Source organism: Pseudoalteromonas sp. SiA1 (genome assembly GCF_018732205.1).
GTDB classification, from domain to species: domain Bacteria; phylum Pseudomonadota; class Gammaproteobacteria; order Enterobacterales; family Alteromonadaceae; genus Pseudoalteromonas; species Pseudoalteromonas tetraodonis.
On the sequence record NZ_CP076085.1, the window covers coordinates 563,730 to 582,496 of the forward strand.

Below are 18,767 nucleotides of genomic sequence, written 5' to 3' on the forward strand. Positions count from 1 at the left end.
GTAAAAATAACAAATCTTTTACAATAAGCAAATTATTTTATTCTTTATTTGCTGTTTTTTTACTCATCTATTGATTTATATAGTGTTTTTTTTAGCCCCCAATTTGTTGATTTACTCAGTTATTAGGTTGCTCTCTTGTAAAGCGCTGGCTGATGGGTCACGGAAATAGTTAAACAGCATCGCTAAAAATAAAATAATGGCAAAGCCGGTTGCAAGATAAAAACCATAACGTACATGACCAAAGTAATCGCTGATCATACCCATAAATAAAGGCGCTAATGCGGCTGAAAGTGCAGTGAAAAATAATATAACCCCAGCAACTGCGCCATGTTGTTGTACCGGGAAGCACGATATTCCTTTGGAGTTTAAGGTCGGGTAAACCATCGACATAAATAACCCTGAAAGCGGCAATAAACCAACAGCCCAATCAACGCCACCGACTAAAGTACCCACATAACACAATGCGATACCTAAACTTAAGTAAGCCATAACACCTTGCCAGCTATAGCGGTTTAATAACCACACCGCAATAAAACGCCCTGCCGCACGCAGTATAAAAAATATGGTGAGTGCATAGGTTGCCAAAAGGGGCCAAGAGCCTGTGTAGTCTTTTAACAGCGTCGGCATCCATACGTAAATGGCAACCTCGGTTGCAACATAAAGCGCAATGGCGAGCGAAAAGCCAAGCGCGTAGGGGTTTTTAATCATTTTCATGGTGGTAGCAAGTGAAGCGGGCTTTTCAGTGCTTTTAACAACGCTCGGATACTCTGCACGCCACGCTAAAAACGCTAAAATTAAGCACATAATGCCGGCAATAATATATAAATAAGTCCAACTTACATTTTGTACCAGTAATACACCAACAAGTGCAGGTCCAACAATGGCACCAATACCAAAAAAGCCTTCTACTTTGTTCATGGTTTTAGTGTGCTCTGCGTTGCTATGAGAAATATCGCCTAATAACGCCAAAGCGCCGGTTTTAAATAAGCCAATAGCTAAACCAATACAGCAAAGCAAAAAAACAAAAAATATAAAGCTGCTACTAATGGCGAATAAAAAGCAACTCGCAGAAAATATTAATAACCCAAGCATAATCGTTTTTTTACGCCCGAGGCTATCGGCTAAAAAGCCTAAAAATAATCCGCTAAAGGCAATGAGTGCCATAGGCGCATAGTGGAATGCGCTGGCTTGGGTCATGCTTAAACCAAATTCAGTTATGAGCTCGGGAATGATCATGCCAACGGCATCGGAGGTCATGGCAAACATAAAAAACATCATATATGTGAGCCAGCGAATTTGTTGCAACGGATCGCTGCTTACGTGTGTGTGTGATTTTGTCATGTGCTTTTCCTCGTTAAATGCGTTCTTAACACTCAGTAAGTCAGTCAGTTACTGATTATAGTATTAATGTCGCCACGATATTTGTATGTAAAATTTATAAAAATAACTTGTAAATTCGTACGTGCTAGTTAAAGATATATCTTAATCGATTAAGTTTCAACATGGTAATCACACAATGATGAAGAATAAAGTTCAATTGATCACATACGCTGATCGAATTACTGGCCAAGATATAAATGCACTTACCACTCTTTTACATGGCCCATTAGAGGGCGTTTTTGGTGGTGTGCACTTATTGCCATTTTATAACCCAATTGATGGCAGCGATGCAGGCTTTGACCCGATTGATCATAGTGAAGTTGATTCTCGAATCGGTACTTGGGACGACATAAAGGCACTCGGTAAAGACCATGATTTAATGGCTGATCTAATAGTGAATCATGTGTCGGCGCAATCTTTTCAGTTTCAAGATGTACTGGCTAAAGGTAAAGCGTCAGCATTTTGGGATTTATTTTTAACCAAAGAAGACGTGTTTCCCAATGGTATGAGCAAGGCTGAGCAGCAAGCTATTTACCGTCCACGCCCAGGCAGTTGTTTTACGCCAATGAAATGCGGTGATGGTCAAACGTATGATTTTTGGACCACTTTTACAGACAATCAAATTGATATAAACGTAAAAGTAGAGGCAGGAATTGCGTATTTAAATAATGTACTTACTAAGTTCTCTGCTAACAACGTTAATATTATTCGTTTAGATGCAGCGGGTTATGCCATTAAGCAGGCGGGTACTAATTGTTTTATGCTAGATGAAACGTTTGGCTACTTAGATAACTTATCAAAGCAAGCCAACGATTTAGGCATGGAAACCATTGCAGAAATTCATAGCCATTATCAAACACAAGTAGATGTAGCTAAGCGCGTTAATATGGTTTATGACTTTGCGTTGCCACCACTAATTCTACATAGCTTGTTTAATAACAATGCGGATGCATTACTCAAATGGCTAAAAATATCGCCGCGTAACTGTTTAACGGTACTAGACACCCATGATGGCATAGGCATTATTGATGCAGGCCCAATGGGTGAAAAACCAGGCTTATTAAATGCAGAGCAAATTGATAACCTAGTAGAAACCATGCATGCAAATAGTAACAATCAAAGCCGCCAAGCAACAGGCGCGGCTGCCAGTAATGTCGATTTATATCAAGTGAACTGTACTTATTACAATGCATTAGGCGCTAATGATTTTGACTATTTACTGTCGCGCGCAATTCAATTTTTTGCGCCAGGTGTACCGCAAGTTTATTACGGCGGCTTATTTGCCTGTGAAAACGATATGGAACTGTTAGCAAAAACCAATGTTGGCCGTGATATAAATCGCCCATATTTGAACGCGGCTAAAATAGAGCAAGCCCTTAATAAACCGGTAGTAAAAGGGCTCATAGAGCTAATTAAAATGCGTAATGAACATCCCGCATTTGCAGGTGAATTTTCGGCTCAAGGCGGCGCAAGTGTTTGTTGTTTAATGTGGAAGCTTGAACAACAATCAATTTCATTGAGGATTGACTTTGCAAGCCGTATTGCACTTATTTCGCAGGTTAATGGCACTCAAGAAAGCACTCTAAACTTACAAAGTTTATTGGCTTAAATAGCTTTATTTGTTGAAAACCAAAAGCCAAGCAGCCTCTGTTTGGCTTTTTTATTTGCTTTATTAGCAGTGCTTAGCTACTTGCACCAATATCGAGTGCGTAACCTACTTCATATTGTTTTTCTTCTTTAGAAATAAATAAGTTAGCAGCCATAACGCCCTTTTCTTGGCTATTTTGATGAATTGTAGTGAGACGAGGTACAAAACGAGCGGCTTCTTCTATGCCATCAAACCCCACAATACGCAGCTCACTGCCTATTTTTATCCCTTGTTTTATGGCTTCTCGCATGGTGGCAAGGGCAATTAAATCACTCATGCATATAATCACGTTAGGGCGAGGGGAGGCTGTTAATACCTCTTTTGCGGCAATATTTGCAAAGCGCTCACTGCTTTCAGGAATATTCCAAATGCGGTCGTCGGCAACCGTTATATTAGCCTCACTTAAGGCGCGTTGATAACCACGCAAACGTTGATGCGAAATAGATTGGCCAGTTTCAAATTCGTGATGTTCGTATACCCGGCACAATACATTTTCATCAAGTAATCTTAAGCCTAATATAGCCACTTTATCATCTTGATTATGCAAAACATGTTTGGCTATTTCATAACTGGCTTGCTCGTTATTAACATTAATTGAGGCGTTACGAGCAATGTCAAAATCAACCGTCACCACATGTTTGGAGACTGTTTTTAGTTGCTCTACTAGTGCTTTATTGCGCGGGCGACCATAACAAATAAAACCATCGACAAAATCAACAACGCTGTTGAGGTTGTCACTATTGCCTGAAAACAATAAAACATTAATATTATTTTTTTCAAGTACCGAGGTTACTCCCCGCATAAAACTGCTCGCAACAGGGTCTGATACCATGTATTCCACGCTATCAGGAAGGACTAATGCAACAATATTAAACGTGCCACTTCGCAAAGACTGCGCCGCTTTATTAGGGCCATAATACCCCAGCTCTTTGCACGCTTTAAGTATGGCTTCGCGGCGTTTAGCAGAGAGTTGATCAGGGCGATTAAACGCATTTGATACCGTAGCATTAGACACACCTAATTCTTTGGCAATACTCTTTAATGTCCAGCGGGTGGGTTTACTCATCGGTGACTCATTACTACTTACAACATTGCAAACAATCTAGCATATTAGGCTGTTTAATATAACAAAAACTGTTGTGTTAGGTTAGTGGCGACACGCTTTTGGTGCAATACCAAAAGTTTGCTTAAATAAACGGCTAAAATGACTGGCGCTATTAAAACCCAGGTCGTAGCACACCTTGCTTATAGCGTGGCCTTCTAATAAAAGCGTACGGGCCTTTTTAAGCCTAAGTTGTTGTTGCCAAAGGGCAGGGCTAGTACCAAAAGCAAGTTTAAACTGCTGATAAAACTTACTACGGCTCATACAGGTTATTTTGCAAAGGGTGTTTATGTCGAGGTTTTCGCTTAAATGCTCTTCAATATAATGCAGTGCATCACTCACGTTACTTTTTAGGCGCAGCTTGTCACAGTTGGCCAGCAATAAATCACGGCTTTGCTGTTGTAATAAACGGGTGATCAATTCGTTTAACGATAAATCAATTAAGTAGTGCCGCTCGGCGCCTTGCTCACTAAATAAATGCACCATGCGCTCTAATAACTGCTGCGTTTGAGTATTATGTTGGGTATGCACTAAATTAGGGGTGTATTCAAACAAGGTATCACTAGCAAAGCTTTGCTGCATATTAAGCGCATTAGCCACATTGGTTATTTTATCGGTGCTAATTTCAATCGCCAAACAGGTGGTAGGTGAGTTGATAGTTGCCTGTGGGAAATCAATCAGCACGCTTTGCTCAGGTGCTAATACAAACGATTCATGTGGTAAAAACGCTTTGTGGTATTGACTGCTCTCAACATGCATTATTTTTTTACCACTGAGCATAGCGCAAAACAGTAATTCGTTAGAATGCAACGCCACTTTTTGCGCACTTTTATAGGTATCGTAAATACTTAGCTCAGAGTTATCGGCAGCAAAGGTCACTTTGTTTTCAATCAGTACATCAAGTTGTTGGCGTTTTTTATTTAACTGAGATGTGTGCATGTTCAGCCTTTTTTAATCGTTATAGAGCGTTTTTAATATGGACTCACAGACAACTTTTTTGGACAGCTAAGCAAGTTTTTAAGCGCTTAATGGTCTAATGTCAATCAATACCGATTAAATATAAAGCAAGTTGCTACATTACTCTAACAAATTTCGGCTTAGACTTTTAGCTAACAACAACAAGAGAACACACATATGATTTACGCAAACCCAGGTTCACCAGACGCACTCGTCACATTTAAACAGCAGTATGGTAATTACATTGGCGGCGAGTGGGTTGCCCCAGTCAACGGCCAGTATTTTGATAATATAAGCCCAGTTAATGGCAAGGTATTTTGTAAAGTACCGCGCTCAGATAAAGACGACATAAACCTTGCACTCGACAAAGCCCATGCAGTAAAAACCCAGTGGGGCACTACCTCAGTCGCCGAGCGCAGCAATATACTATTAAAAATTGCCGACCGTATTGAACAAAACTTGGAGCTACTTGCAGTGGCCGAAACATGGGATAACGGCAAAGCGATTCGTGAAACCCTTGCCGCTGATATTCCACTGGCCGCCGATCACTTTCGTTACTTTGCCGGTTGTTTGCGTGCTCAAGAGGGCAGTATTGGCGAGATAGACGAAACTACGGTGGCGTATCATTTTCATGAGCCTCTAGGCGTTGTAGGGCAAATTATTCCGTGGAACTTCCCATTATTAATGGCCGCATGGAAATTAGCGCCTGCACTTGCAGCAGGTAACTGTGTAATATTAAAACCCGCAGAGCAAACACCCGCCTCAATCTTAGTGTTGATGGAAATTATTGGCGATTTACTGCCAGGGGGTGTTTTAAATGTGGTAAACGGCTTTGGTAAAGAAGCTGGTGAAGCACTGGCAACTAGTACGCGCATTGCTAAAATTGCCTTTACAGGCTCAACTCCTGTGGGCTCACATATTTTAAAATGTGCAGCCGAGAATATTATTCCTTCAACGGTCGAGCTTGGGGGGAAATCGCCTAATATCTTCTTTAGCGATGTTATGGAAAAAGACGACTCATATTTAGATAAGGCAATTGAGGGTGCCATTCTTGCCTACTTTAACCAAGGTGAAGTATGTACTTGTCCATCACGCTTGTTCATTCAAGAAGATATTTATGAGCAATTTATAGAACGTATTTTAAAACGTACTAAACAAATTAAACGTGGCAACCCGCTTGATAGTGAAACCATGGTAGGCGCTCAAGCCTCTAAAGCGCAGTTTGATAAAATTTTAAGCTACATTGAAATTGGTAAAGAAGAAGGTGCTGAAGTATTAACTGGCGGCCATGTTGAGCAATTAAGCGACGAGCTAAACGGCGGGTATTACATTCAACCTACACTATTAAAAGGACGTAATGACATGCGCGTGTTCCAAGAAGAAATTTTTGGCCCCGTTATTTCAATGTCGACCTTTAAAGACGAAGCCGAAGCACTTGAACTGGCTAACAGCTCAGAATTTGGTTTAGGCGCAGGGGTATGGAGCCGTAATATGAATCGTGCTTATCACTTTGGTCGCAAAATAGAAGCAGGTCGTGTATGGACTAATTGTTACCATATGTACCCAGCGCACGCTGCGTTTGGCGGGTATAAAAAGTCTGGTATAGGCCGCGAAACTCACAAACTCGCGCTTGATCATTACCAACAAACTAAAAACTTGCTAGTAAGTTACAGCGAAGATCCGCTTGGCTTTTTTTAATAACGCGTTTTAGTTTAAACAAACAACCTATAAGTAATGAAAGCGCTACATTTTTGTAGCGCTTTGTTTTTTTAAAACTAATACCGATAGCATTTGATTAGTGGTTAATTATAATGATAAAGAAACGATTTATTAATGAGGCGCTGGGTTGAAAAAGTAGATTAAAGGTTCTAGCTCAGGGCTGTTATGACTAGGTTTCAGGCTGTTTGTACAAGCTCACAGCTCGTCACTCGAAGCCGGCTCATTTTCTCCTCTGTGTTCAAAAAGGCTTTAATGAATTAATCACAAAAAGGATTATGGTGATGTTTGAAACGATTGCGATTTATTCAGGGTTAATAGCCACATTATGGATATTCATTGGTGTTTATGTAGCAAGTCGGTTTTATGAAGGTTACAGTCATTCTAAACAATTTTGTAGTGAATTAGGTGCAACGGGAAGCCCAACTGAAAAACTGTCACCGCTAATTAATAATTATCCATTAGGTTTTTTATTTTGCTTTTTTGGCTGGTATTTAACACAACTATCTAATGTATCTATTTTGGTTAATATTGCTGGCTGGTTAGTCATAATGCATGGTATTGGTACATGGGTTGCAGGTTATTTTCCTATGGATGCAGATCCATTTACTAAACACCCAACTTTTAATTGCAAGGTTCACTCTTGGGCTGGTTTCATTATGTTGCTTTCGCTCGTTTTAGCACCAATATTAATAGCGATCAGTCCAACCACAGAAATTACTCCTTTATACTTTCGTGTTTTTTCAATTGTTTCTGTTATCGCTACTGTTTATTATCTGTTTGCTATGGCTAAAGCAATAAAACTACAAAGTAACCCTGGTAGCTATCAACGTATCTCTTATGGTATCCAATTAAGTTGGTTAAGTGTTTTTTCAATAGTGTTAATGTAATTTTAAACTAATTTAAATCGCCTCCAATAATTTAGAGACTCAACTCACTAACGACTATGATTTATTTCAGCTTATTATTTGGCTCCACAACTCAAGGAAGGCTCATGAATATAAACCACACTAAATTCCGTTTTATTTTACTAAAAGGTGTTCTAGGCTGGGGAATTCCTACAGCTATTTTATTTCAATTAATTATGTACTTTACAGGTGAGCAAGATTTTTTTGATGGAATCATTTCATCTTTAATAATATTTCCTTTAGTAGGCATATTATTTGGATACTTTTTGTGGCATTCGAAATATAAAAAAGAGCGAAATAACTGAGATAACAACCTTAATCACTTGTTTGTTGAAATTTTTTAGCTGTGATTACAAGGAGGTTTGAGTGAACATTTGTGAAACCCAAAGGTTGCTTATTCGGCAGTTTTCAATTGATGATGTGCCGGCATTAAGTGAAATTCTTAGTGACGATGAGGTGATGAAATACTCAATTCGTGGTGTGTGCGATGAAGCTGCAACTCGTGAATTTATAAAGTGGTGTTTACAATGCTACGGTTCATACGGTTTGGGCCCATGGGCACTAATAGATAAAAACAGTAACCTACTTATAGGGTTTTGTGGTGTTTCTCCACAAAGTGTCGCGGGTAACGAAGAGCCTAATTTAGGGTATCGATTAGCGGGCGATTTTTGGAATAAAGGATTAGCCTGCGAAGCGGCTAAAGGTGTTTTAAAGTATGTGTTTACGCAAACTACTCATCAATCAGTCGTTGTTATTATTGAACCTGAGCATATTGCGTCATTAAAAGTAGCAAAGAAAATTGGCTTTACAGACTACAGTACTCATGAATTTCATGGTCGTACCGTACAGTTATATCGATTAACTAAGGCGCAGTGGAGTAACTCACTTGTTTAAATAATACTATGTAGGTAGTAAGCTGAAAGAATAGTTAGTGTTGATTTGTTAAGTATCAGTTTTTAAAAAGGAAATTTTTAATGGATATAGATTCTCATATAGTTCAACTTGAAAAAAACAACCGAAAGTTATTTAGTGCATCTCATTATTTGGGGCTTACGATAGCGATGGCTGTTATTGTTTTGTTGTTAATGTTTTATTCAGCCCATTGATAGGGCTTGCTTGTTCAGGTTTTGCTGCTTTCTTTTTGAACTTTTTCTATTCACAGTATAGCTTTAGAAAACTCAACGCCCGCATAACACTACTGCAAACCAAAATTGAACAAACGTCTAAGTAAGGTGTTGCTCTAAATTTAAAGCCAGTTCATTTTAAATCTTACTCGTTGTTAGCTGCTTTTAATGTTGTTAAGTTACTGCTATAAAAATAATTTGCTGATACTTATTTGATTTAAGGTATTTTTAGTTCCACCAAATGGGTTTACAGTAATTATATAACCTAATTTAAAATGGATTTTCATGAACATAAAAACAAAAATAGTTAGCCGTACTTTATTGAGTGCTTTATTAATTACGCCTACCTTGAGCATGGCAGAATTAGCAGTTACTCCTCAAACACCAGAGCAATGGCGCAGTGTTACTGATCGTGATATTGAAGCTGCTTACAGTATTTCGGCAAAAAACCACCCCGGTATGTTTGATGTTAACAACCCAGTCTTTCCTGAGCTATTAAAGCAAGCAAAAGCAGAAGCACTTGCACTGTCTGCCAAAGCGAGCGGGCCGCAGGTTCATGTTGCGGCAATTGCGCGTTTTAGTACTGTGCTACAAGATGGTCATGCAGGTGTGTTTTCAAGCGTTGAACGACCTGCTCGTCGTTGGCCAGGTTTTAGTGCCGTTTGGCGGGGTGATGCATTAAAAGTGTATTACAGTGAAACAGATAATATAAATAAAGGTGATGTGATAAGTGGTTGCGATGGGCAAAGTACCGAGACGTTAATGCGACAAAGAGTGTTTAAATTTCATGGACAGGTTACACAACCTGGGCATTGGTGGCAGCAAGGTTGGCGGTTACTAATTGATGAGGGCAACCCATTTTTAACACCTCTAAAAGAATGTCAATTTGTTAAAGCCAATGGGCAAGCTTACAGTAAAACCCTTGATTGGTCTGTTCGGCCAAAGAGTGTAAGTAAGCATTTAACACATGCCTATAATGGGGATGAGCTTACAACCGATTTAACTTGGCCTGCGCAAAACATAGCGTGGATTGCTATGCCCAGTTTTGCAAATAACGATAAGCAAACTCATGATTACAATAACTTGTATAAAAAAGTGACTGATCAACGTTCTAAGTTACTCAGTGCAAAAACGGTGGTTTTAGATCTTCGTCATAACCAAGGTGGCTCGTCGTATTGGAGCTTAAAGCTTGCAAAAGAGTTGTGGGGTGAGCAAGTTGTTGAACAAAAAATGGATAACTACTCAAAAAATAGCCGAGTTTGGTGGAGAGCGTCAAAAGATAATACTAGCCATGTTAAATCATTAATTGAAGTGTTGAAAGATCAACCTAAAGCACAAAAAGAGTTTAAAGAAATAGCTGCAGGTATGGCGCAGTCACTTGAAAATAATAAGCTATTTTACATCGAAGAGCCGCAAAGTAAACCAAACCAAAGCGATAGCACGGTGCCAGAGAGTGACTTTAAAACACAGGTTTTTGTTATTGTGCCGCCACAGTGTGCAAGTGCGTGTCTTGATGCCATTGATGTATTTAAGCAGTTTTCAAACACTCAGTTATTTGGCGCGCCAAGCAGTGCTGACTCACTGTATATGGATGTTCGATTAGCTGAGTTACCCTCAGGTTTAGGTAAAGTGATAGTGCCTAATAAAGTGTATGTGAATAGAGCAAGAGGAAAGGGCGATTATTATAAACCCGATATTGCCTATAACGATATTGATTGGACAACCGATAAGCTATTAGAAAAAATTAAACAGTTATAAAAAAAGCCGCTCAATGAGCGGCTTTGACTTTTCAACTATAAGGGGTAATCAAAAACTGTATTTGGGCAATGTATTAATTGCCCATAGAGTATCTAACGCCAAAGGCATAACGAGGGCCGTATTGAGCCGCGCTTAAGAACTGACTTTCGAAGCGACTGAATGAACGCTCGGTTTCGTTGGTTAAGTTCACACCTTCAAAGAATACCGTTGTGCTTTCGTTAACTTCGTAGTTCACACTAATATCCCACTGTAAGTACTCTTCTGCGTATTGTGGAGGAGCCGTAGCACCTGAGTCAGGTAAACCTTGCGCAATTAAGTACTCATCACGCCATGCACCGGTAATTTTCACCGATAAGCCATCTTTTTCGTAAAAGCCTTGTATGTTCGCAGAATCACTTAAACCAGCTAATACTGCTTGAGAGGCAAGGTAGTAGTTATCGTACTCTACATCACCATCAACAACGGTGGCATTAAAGCCTGCACCAAAGCCTGAGTCGCCAAACAAGTGCTGAACAGCAAATTCAAAACCGTTTACTTTACGTGAACCAACGTTTTCAGGTGAATTGATGGTCCATTCAATCAGCGGATCAGTCGCTGGATCTGGTAATATACGGTTGTTTTCACCAATGCCTACGCCATTAGCTACAATTTCATTGTAAATTGCAGTGTCAGTTGCTTGATCTCCACGACCTTCAATGGCGGCTACTGCATTGTTCCAACGCTCACCTAAATACACATCATGTAAACCTTCAAAGGTAGTTTTTACCTGGGTGTTATCAATCCAATTATCTACGTCTTTCCAAAATAGACCAACAGCAGCGTAACTGCCTTCGCTGTAATAATACTCAAGGCTTAAATCTAGATTAGTTGATTTAAATGGCTCTAAGTTTGGATTACCACGGCTACCACTTCTTGAATTTAATTTAGGTGATGGTGTTAAAGCCAAGTTACCTAACATATCGCCAAGAGTTGGTCTGGTGATTGTTTGTCCCCATGATGCGCGGGTTACTAAGTCATCCGTAAGATCGACTTTAATATCAATCATAGGAAGTAGTAAGTCGTATTGTCCTTCATAGTCTACTTCAACTAATTCGCCACCAGCGGCAAATTGAGTTAACCACTCTGAACCGCCTGCCCAGTAAACTTGTTCCGCTACACGACTTTTTGCTGGGCTTACAATATCAGTTTCTTCATAACGAAGACCTAAGTTTACAAATACGTCGTAGTCGCTAACGTTAAATACCCAGTTGCTAGAAAGGTAAACACTAATGGTTTCTTCTTCTACTTCGTTAGTTGGGAAGTTATCAAAGCTACCAATTCGGTAATAATCACTACCAATTACGTCTTCGGTCAAATAAGCACTTTGACGAGCAAATGCTTCATCAAGGTCATAAGTGTAAGCATAACCTGGCGCTACGCCGTTAGGACCAAATGAAAATTCATCAAGGAATCCGCTTAAATCAATCCTTTCGAACATCGCATCTGGGAAAATTTCAGCGAATGTACCGTTGTTAAAGCCAGGTGCATTGGCGTTATTAGAGCCGCCCCAACCACTGAGTGTTTGCTTAGTGTAAGCCGCACCAAATTTAACGGTTTCAAGACCAATATCTGTATAAGTAAATAATTTACCGTCTAATTGTACTTGAGAAACTTCTGACTCACCTGGTGTTCTGGTAAAAATACTGAAGTTAGAACCAATTTGATTTGGACTTACTTCTTGTGTGCCGTTGTTCCAATTAATATTAAAACCCGGTACATCGCCTTCGCGGAAAAAGTATTCTTTAGTAGATAACTCTGCTGAGCCCAAAATAATACGGGCATTAGAATTTAAGCCAGGATCTTTGCCATTATCTGTTGTGGTTTTTGAAGTATGGGCATCAAAGTTAAAACTAAGGTTTTCTGTTGCTAACCATTCAACATTGATACCGGTTGCTTTTGAGTCTACCTCGGCAGTTTCACGAAATGCCGTGAATGAGGCATCATCACCGGCTGAGTTATAGTAAATAACGGTGCCATTTTCATCTAGCTCATAGGCATTACCATTACCACCAAACGAACCGTTCCAAATACCCCACGATAGTGAGTTATTACCTGTTGTTGCATTTGAGATTGTATGATCTAGTGTAAACGTTAAGTTATCTGTTGGTGCAAACTGAAAAGTGGCTTGCGCATTTAAACGTTCACGCTGAATATCATCTTTTGAAAAGCTGACTTCTTGTGGGAAGAAAGCGGCAGATACAAACTCACCATTATCCCCAGCATTTGGATCGAAAAACTGCTTAGCTGGGTTACCATCTGCATCCATTGGGCGGTTATCAATTATGTTTTCAGCATCAACCGATAGGTTAGGGTTGACTAACCAAGAGCGTACATTGGCTGCTTGGCGCTGAAAATCACGGCGGTGGTATGAAAAGTTAGCTGAAAAACCAAACATTTCGTCAGCAAAAGTATTGCTGTAAATACCTGCAATTTCAGGTGTTACTTCATCACCTTCTTCTACCGATGTATCGTGAATGCCTTTAGCCATCAATGAAAAGCGCTGACCCGGCTTTTGTAGAGGTTTAGCGGTAACAATATTTACAGTTGCACCAAGGCCACCTGTTGGTGTATCCGCACGCGCTGTTTTCATAACTTCAAGTGAACTAACGCCTTCAGATGATAAGTTCTCAAAGTTAAATGAACGCGTAAAACCGGTGCCTGCCATTTGACGGCCGTTAAGTGTTACAAGGTTAAACGATGGGCCAAAACCACGTACGGTAATTTGGCTACCTTCACCGTTTGAGCGACTTACCGATACACCCGTAATACGTTGTAGCGATTCAGCTAAATTAGTATCTGGAAATTTACCCATTTCTTCAGCAGAAATGGCATCAACCACGCCTGATGCGTCACGCTTTACATCCATTGAACGGATTAATGAACCACGAATACCTTTTACTTCAATAACTTCTAGTTCAGGTTCGGCAGTATTTTCTTGCGCAGCATAAGCGAAGTTAAATGTGCTTGCAGCGATGATAAGTGACACAGAAGCCGCTAGTGGGCTTTTTTTAAACTTATTTGTGTTCATAATTGCTCTGCTTTTACTTAATTTATTACGGTAAGTAGGTACTTTTAATTTAGTACCTACCACTGAATTAGGGTTTATGGGTTAGCGATAACCACATTGTCGATACGATAAACTGCACCTTCACCTGTTCCCCACGCTGGGAAAACCATCAGTACATTGATATCGCTAATGTCTAAACCTGCATCAAATAATGATTGCACTGTAAACGTGTATGTTTGCCATTGCCCAATAACCGGTACTTCACCTTCAACGCTTTGTGCAAGAGGAAGCTCTACCGCCGTTGCTGCACCTGTTGACTCAATTTTAAATGTCCACACTGAGTCAGGATCATTTGGTGGTGTCACCATTTTCATTTCAAATTGCACAACACCATTTGCTAATATTGCTGATGCATCAAAAGAAACACCTTCGTCAGCTAAAAAGCCCATTACTGTTGGTGTAGCACCAATAACAAACTCAGCCACTGTGCCGTGTTCAGCATCGTCAGTTTCTTCAGTCGGTGTAGAGCCACCACAACAGTCCCAAATACTCCACATATCTGCGGCTGTATCTTGGAAAATAGTGATTTCATCGCCTGCTGATGCACTCGGATCGTACATTTTAGCGTTATCAACACGGTAAACCGCACCTTCACCTGTGCCCCATGCTGGGAATATCATCACTACATCAATGGCACTAACATCTAAACCTGCGCCCGCTAAGTCAGCGAATGTAAAGGTATAAGTTTTCCACTCACCAGCAACGGGTGCATCGCCAGCATCGGTTAATGGAAGCTCTACCGCTGTATCGCCTTCATTAGATTCAATCTTCATTGTCCAAACAGCTGCTGGATCATTTGGATTTGACATTACTTTTACATCAAACTGTAGTACACCATTTTCTAAAATACTTGTTGCATCAAATGGTTTACCACTACCACCGGCTGAGGTGCGAGTATTAAAGCCCATTACAGTGGGTGCTTCGCCAATGCTAAACTCTGCGGTTAAACCGTGTTCTTCATCATCTACTACCTCAATTGGTGTTGAACCGCCACAACAATCCCACATTGGCCAATCTAGATTTTGTCCGTCTGTGAATAGGTCAACTTCTGGGCTTCCAGGTAAATCACCTTCAATCGCAACATTGGTAATTAAATATTCAGCGCCTGCACCTGTTTGCCATGCTGGGAATACCATTAATACATCAATGGCACTTAAATCTAAGCCTCTTTCTTGTAGTAAAGAAAGTGGGAATGTATAGGTTTGCCATTGGCCAGTAACAGGAGTAACACCTTCATTACTATCGCTAAGGGCTACATCGCCGGTATTAGGACCACCATCACCCGCTTCGGCTTTTAATAACCAAGTAGTTGAAGATGTTGGTGGCGTTACTACTTTCATATCAAAGGTGAGTCGACCATTTAAATCAAGTAGAGGTGATGCATCAAATGGAGATGAAGTGCCAGTAAAATCATCAGGGAAGTGACCACCGCGGGTAGAGAAACCAAGCACAGTCCCGTTATTATCGTTAATGTTAAACTTAATTACGTCGCCTTTGTCAGCGTCAGTAATGGTTTCTGGTGTTGTTCCACCGCAACAATCCCATGCGATCCAGTTGGCATTTAAGCTGCCATCAAAAATATCAAGATTCTTTGCAACACCATCACTTGGCGGGGTAGGTACAGGGGCTTTACCTTCAACAAGTGCATCTTCTAGGCTATCGTAACCTGGGCGGACTGTTTCACAGCCTTTACCTGTGGTTGGGTTAGAGGCACATTCGTAAACACGCACGTAATCAATTTCAAAACTTTGACCTTCTGCAAATGCTGCAGCGTCAACGCCTAAGTTATTTACGTTTTCAGGCCAATCACCACCAACAGCATTGTTTAAAATAAGGTAAAAGTCTTTATCAAATGGGGCATTATCCCAATGCGTTGTTAGCTCGCCGCTACCTTGTTCAAAGTATTCAGCAAACCAACCTTTATGCTTTAAGCCAACAGGTTCATCTTTTGAATTGTAACGAACTTCAGAGCGACGTTGAGTGGCGTATAAATAGCCATCTACGTACCAGCGAATTTCGCCTTCTTGCCATTCAATTGCGTAGGTATGAAAATCGTCTGCAGGATTCATCCCTTCAGGGAATGTATACGCTTTACCTGAACTTGAGTTATTTGGCCATTCGCGACCATAGTGAAGTGTGCCATGAATATTAGCTTCAACGGTGCCATCTTCAGCAACTGTTTTTAAATTTACCGCTTCTAAAATATCAATTTCGCCAGAGCGCGGCCAAGTACCATATTCTTCATCGGTTGGCATCATCCAAAAAGCTGGCCAGCTACCTTGACCCGAAGGCAACTTTGCACGCATTTCAAAGCGGCCATAAGTAAAGTCTGCGTTGTAACGGGTGTTTAAACGGGCTGATGTGTATGGTTTTTCTGCGCCTTCTTCTGCAGGTAAGGCGACTATGTTTAGTACACCGTCTTTAATAAAGGCGTTTTCTTCACTGTCGGTATAACATTGTTTCTCGTTGTTACCACCGCCAGCGCAGTTTAATTCAAAGTTCCACTTGTTAGTATCAATACTAGTGCTGTCAAACTCATCGTTCCATACCATACGCCAGTCAGAGACTGGTTCAGTAGGGTTTACTTTTTCAATATCTGTAGTAGTGGTTGCTGCGTCACCACCACAACCCGCCAGAGATGCTAATGAAATAGCAGCCAAAAGGCGAGTAATGCGTGTTGTTTCAATGTTCATAACTGAACCCCGTTCAACTGATTATTGTCAGAATATAGTGTATTTGTTGATTTTTTCATTTTTGTAAGCGCTTACATTTTTATGTGTGATAAATGTAAGCGCTTACAAATAATATGGGGGATTTTTAACTGGGTCAAGAATTTGTTTAAATAATTTACAATTGATTTACTTTTAACGGGGTGTTTTTGTTAACAGGAACGGTTAAACGCCCAAGTAATGTTATAAATAAAGGTTTAAAAGGTGTACATGGGCGTTTTCATTAGCCGTATTGCTATTTTTTAAATGGCATTATTAACAATTGCCACAAGGATGAATTTTGTTCGGGGTTTGGGTATTGGCTCAAACCAAGTGCAATACGTTTATCAGGCTGGTTTGCCTGTGATTTATAGCTGCCAAAAAGTCTATCCCACCAAGTTACACTAAACCCAAAGTTACTGTTTGTTTCTTCGGGGTTTTGGCTGTGATGTATGCGGTGCAGCGCTTGGGTAATAAGGATGAGGCGCAGTGGTTTTTCTATTGCGTTTGGCAAGCGAATATTTGCGTGGTTAAACAGTGCTAACCCATTGAGTGTTATTTCAAATATAAGTACTGCAATGGCGGGCACGCCAAGAGCAGTTATGGCGGCAAGCTTTATCAATATGCTAAGACCTATTTCAATAGGGTGAAAGCGCAGCCCAGTGCTTGTATCTACGTGCGCATCAGCATGGTGAACACGGTGTAAACGCCATAAAATTGGAATTTTATGAAATAATCTGTGTTGCCAATAAATCAGTATATCTAGCAACAGCAGGCTAAGTATAATTGCTACTGAAAGAGGCATAGTCAGTTGATTAAACACACCGATACTATGTTCTTGGTTATAAAGCGCGGCGGCGGTTAACCCTAAAGGAACCGCTAACCGAGCAATCACTGAAGAGGTAAATACAAGACCAAAATTCGCAACCCAACGTTTAGTGGCTTTTATGGGCGATTGCCGTGCAGGGGCTTGCCACTCAAGCAGCATCATTATGACTAAAATACTTACAAAACATCCAAGCCGCCACCATAATTCGTTATCCATTGATAGCCTCCGTTTTACTGATATTAGCTTCTAGTTGTTTTAATGTGTGATAACCGCCATAAATACGGGTGAAAATCGTTATGGCGCAAGCTGCAGCAAATAAGCTGGCCATTATGGCAAAGTGCTGCGGCCAAATACAAAAGGCAACAAATAAGGCAATGGTTTCTGTGCCTTCGGTTAAGCCATTTAAGTAGTAAAAACTTTTATATTTAAATTGTGGTTTGTCGAGTTTAAATTTTTCAGCGGCAATTGCAAAGGCCAAAAAGCTGGAACCGGTACCTATAAAAGTAGCCAGTAAAATAGCACCTGCAATGGCATTTTGTGCTGGATTAGCCAAAATAAAGCCCAGTGGAATCGCTGCGTAAAATAAAAAGTCGAGAGTAATATCTAAAAACCCACCCGCGCTAGAACTTTGATTAGCATAGCGGGCTAATGCGCCATCCAGTCCATCTAAAATTCTATTCAACGCAATGGCGATTAATGCGCCATACCACATTTCAAAGGCAAGTAAAGGCACGGCAAACATACCCACTAAAAAACCAAAAACAGTGAGTTGATTAGCTGTAATGCCGCTTTTATTAATGAGCATAACAACCGGTGTTAGTAGTGGCTTTATAATGGGGGTAACAAATTTATCTAACATACGTATTGCCTTGAATATGAGTCAGGTTTTAAGCATCAGTGCCTAGAGTAATCACTTTGCCAGCTGTTGCCACGGCGTCACTGTGGTCGTGTGTAACCATAATGGCAGGCAATTTATGCTCGCGTATTTGACTAAACACCAGTTCGCGGGTATCAACACGCAATTGGGTGTCGAGTTTACTAAAAGGCTCGTCGAGTAAAATAGCTTTAGGTTCGCTGAGCAACATGCGTAGCAGTGCAACACGCGCTTGCTGCCCACCAGATAGGCTGTCGGGATGACGGGCTGCCAATCCTTTTAAGCCAACTTGTTCTAGGGCGTGGTCTATTTTTTCAAGACGCTGCTTTTTATTGCCTTTGGGCATAGCAAAGGCAATATTTCCTGCCACTGTTAAATGCGAAAACAATAAAGCGTCTTGGTAGAGCACCCCAATATGGCGTAAATGCGGGGGGGTGTTATCTATATTTTGCTCATTTAGCCATACTTCGCCTTGTGCCTTAAAGTCTTTGGGCAAACAGCCTGTAAGCCAATTTAATAAGCTTGACTTGCCACTGCCCGATGGCCCCATGATGGTGAGTATTTCGCCGCCATTTACTTGCTCGTTTAAGCTTAGTAACAGCTCGCCTTGACGGTAAAGCTGACAATCTTTGATGTGTAATGATGACTGCATTAAAT

Annotated in this window: 14 protein-coding genes; 6 read left to right on the plus strand and 8 right to left on the minus strand. The window is 40.6% G+C overall.

Annotated elements, in window-relative coordinates; genetic code table 11:
* Window positions 1-111 precede the first annotated feature (111 nt).
* A complete protein-coding gene (locus KK487_RS17870) occupies window positions 112-1,341 on the minus strand; it encodes an MFS transporter (protein WP_013463015.1) in 1,230 nt (409 codons plus the stop codon).
* 175 nt (window positions 1,342-1,516) lie between these two features.
* Between KK487_RS17870 and gtfA the strand changes: the two genes are divergently transcribed.
* Window positions 1,517-2,989, plus strand: coding sequence for a sucrose phosphorylase (gtfA, locus tag KK487_RS17875; RefSeq protein WP_016900593.1), 1,473 nt, complete (start codon window positions 1,517-1,519; stop codon window positions 2,987-2,989).
* 73 nt (window positions 2,990-3,062) lie between these two features.
* Here the strand turns inward: gtfA and KK487_RS17880 are convergent, their stop codons facing one another.
* Complete coding sequence (locus KK487_RS17880) at window positions 3,063-4,094, minus strand: LacI family DNA-binding transcriptional regulator (RefSeq protein ID WP_016900594.1); 1,032 nt, start codon at window positions 4,092-4,094, stop codon at window positions 3,063-3,065.
* An 81-nt stretch (window positions 4,095-4,175) separates the two neighbouring features.
* The gene (locus KK487_RS17885) at window positions 4,176-5,069 is read right to left on the minus strand and encodes an AraC family transcriptional regulator (protein ID WP_016900595.1); all 894 of its coding nucleotides are present in this window, start codon (window positions 5,067-5,069) and stop codon (window positions 4,176-4,178) included.
* A gap of 195 nt (window positions 5,070-5,264) precedes the next feature.
* Between KK487_RS17885 and exaC the strand changes: the two genes are divergently transcribed.
* From exaC to KK487_RS17910, 5 genes are all read left to right on the plus strand, one after another.
* Window positions 5,265-6,785 (plus strand): acetaldehyde dehydrogenase ExaC, encoded by a 1,521-nt coding sequence (gene exaC / locus KK487_RS17890; protein ID WP_016900596.1) that lies wholly within the window; start codon window positions 5,265-5,267, stop codon window positions 6,783-6,785.
* A gap of 302 nt (window positions 6,786-7,087) precedes the next feature.
* Entirely contained in the window at window positions 7,088-7,693 is a 606-nt protein-coding gene (locus KK487_RS17895) for a DUF998 domain-containing protein (protein WP_016900597.1), read from the plus strand.
* A 104-nt stretch (window positions 7,694-7,797) separates the two neighbouring features.
* Entirely contained in the window at window positions 7,798-8,016 is a 219-nt protein-coding gene (locus KK487_RS17900) for a hypothetical protein (RefSeq protein WP_013463022.1), read from the plus strand.
* Window positions 8,017-8,077: 61 nt separating this feature from the next.
* Window positions 8,078-8,605 carry a GNAT family N-acetyltransferase gene (locus KK487_RS17905; protein ID WP_013463023.1) on the plus strand — a complete coding sequence of 176 codons (528 nt, stop codon included), beginning with the start codon at window positions 8,078-8,080 and terminating at the stop codon, window positions 8,603-8,605.
* Window positions 8,606-9,120: 515 nt separating this feature from the next.
* Window positions 9,121-10,593, plus strand: coding sequence for a S41 family peptidase (locus KK487_RS17910; RefSeq protein ID WP_036955085.1), 1,473 nt, complete (start codon window positions 9,121-9,123; stop codon window positions 10,591-10,593).
* 73 nt (window positions 10,594-10,666) lie between these two features.
* On the opposite strand, the gene KK487_RS17915 is transcribed toward KK487_RS17910, so the two are convergent.
* From KK487_RS17915 to KK487_RS17935, 5 genes are all read right to left on the minus strand, one after another.
* Complete coding sequence (locus KK487_RS17915) at window positions 10,667-13,660, minus strand: TonB-dependent receptor (RefSeq protein WP_128583668.1); 2,994 nt, start codon at window positions 13,658-13,660, stop codon at window positions 10,667-10,669.
* 74 nt (window positions 13,661-13,734) lie between these two features.
* Window positions 13,735-16,392 carry a glycoside hydrolase family 16 protein gene (locus tag KK487_RS17920; RefSeq protein WP_016900600.1) on the minus strand — a complete coding sequence of 886 codons (2,658 nt, stop codon included), beginning with the start codon at window positions 16,390-16,392 and terminating at the stop codon, window positions 13,735-13,737.
* A gap of 271 nt (window positions 16,393-16,663) precedes the next feature.
* Window positions 16,664-17,452 (minus strand): sterol desaturase family protein, encoded by a 789-nt coding sequence (locus KK487_RS17925; RefSeq protein WP_016900601.1) that lies wholly within the window; start codon window positions 17,450-17,452, stop codon window positions 16,664-16,666.
* Window positions 17,445-18,095 (minus strand): CDP-alcohol phosphatidyltransferase family protein, encoded by a 651-nt coding sequence (locus tag KK487_RS17930; protein ID WP_013463029.1) that lies wholly within the window; start codon window positions 18,093-18,095, stop codon window positions 17,445-17,447. The genes KK487_RS17925 and KK487_RS17930 overlap by 8 nt, the downstream gene beginning before the upstream one ends.
* Window positions 18,096-18,123: 28 nt before the next feature.
* Entirely contained in the window at window positions 18,124-18,762 is a 639-nt protein-coding gene (locus KK487_RS17935) for an ATP-binding cassette domain-containing protein (RefSeq protein WP_016900602.1), read from the minus strand.
* Window positions 18,763-18,767 lie beyond the last annotated feature (5 nt).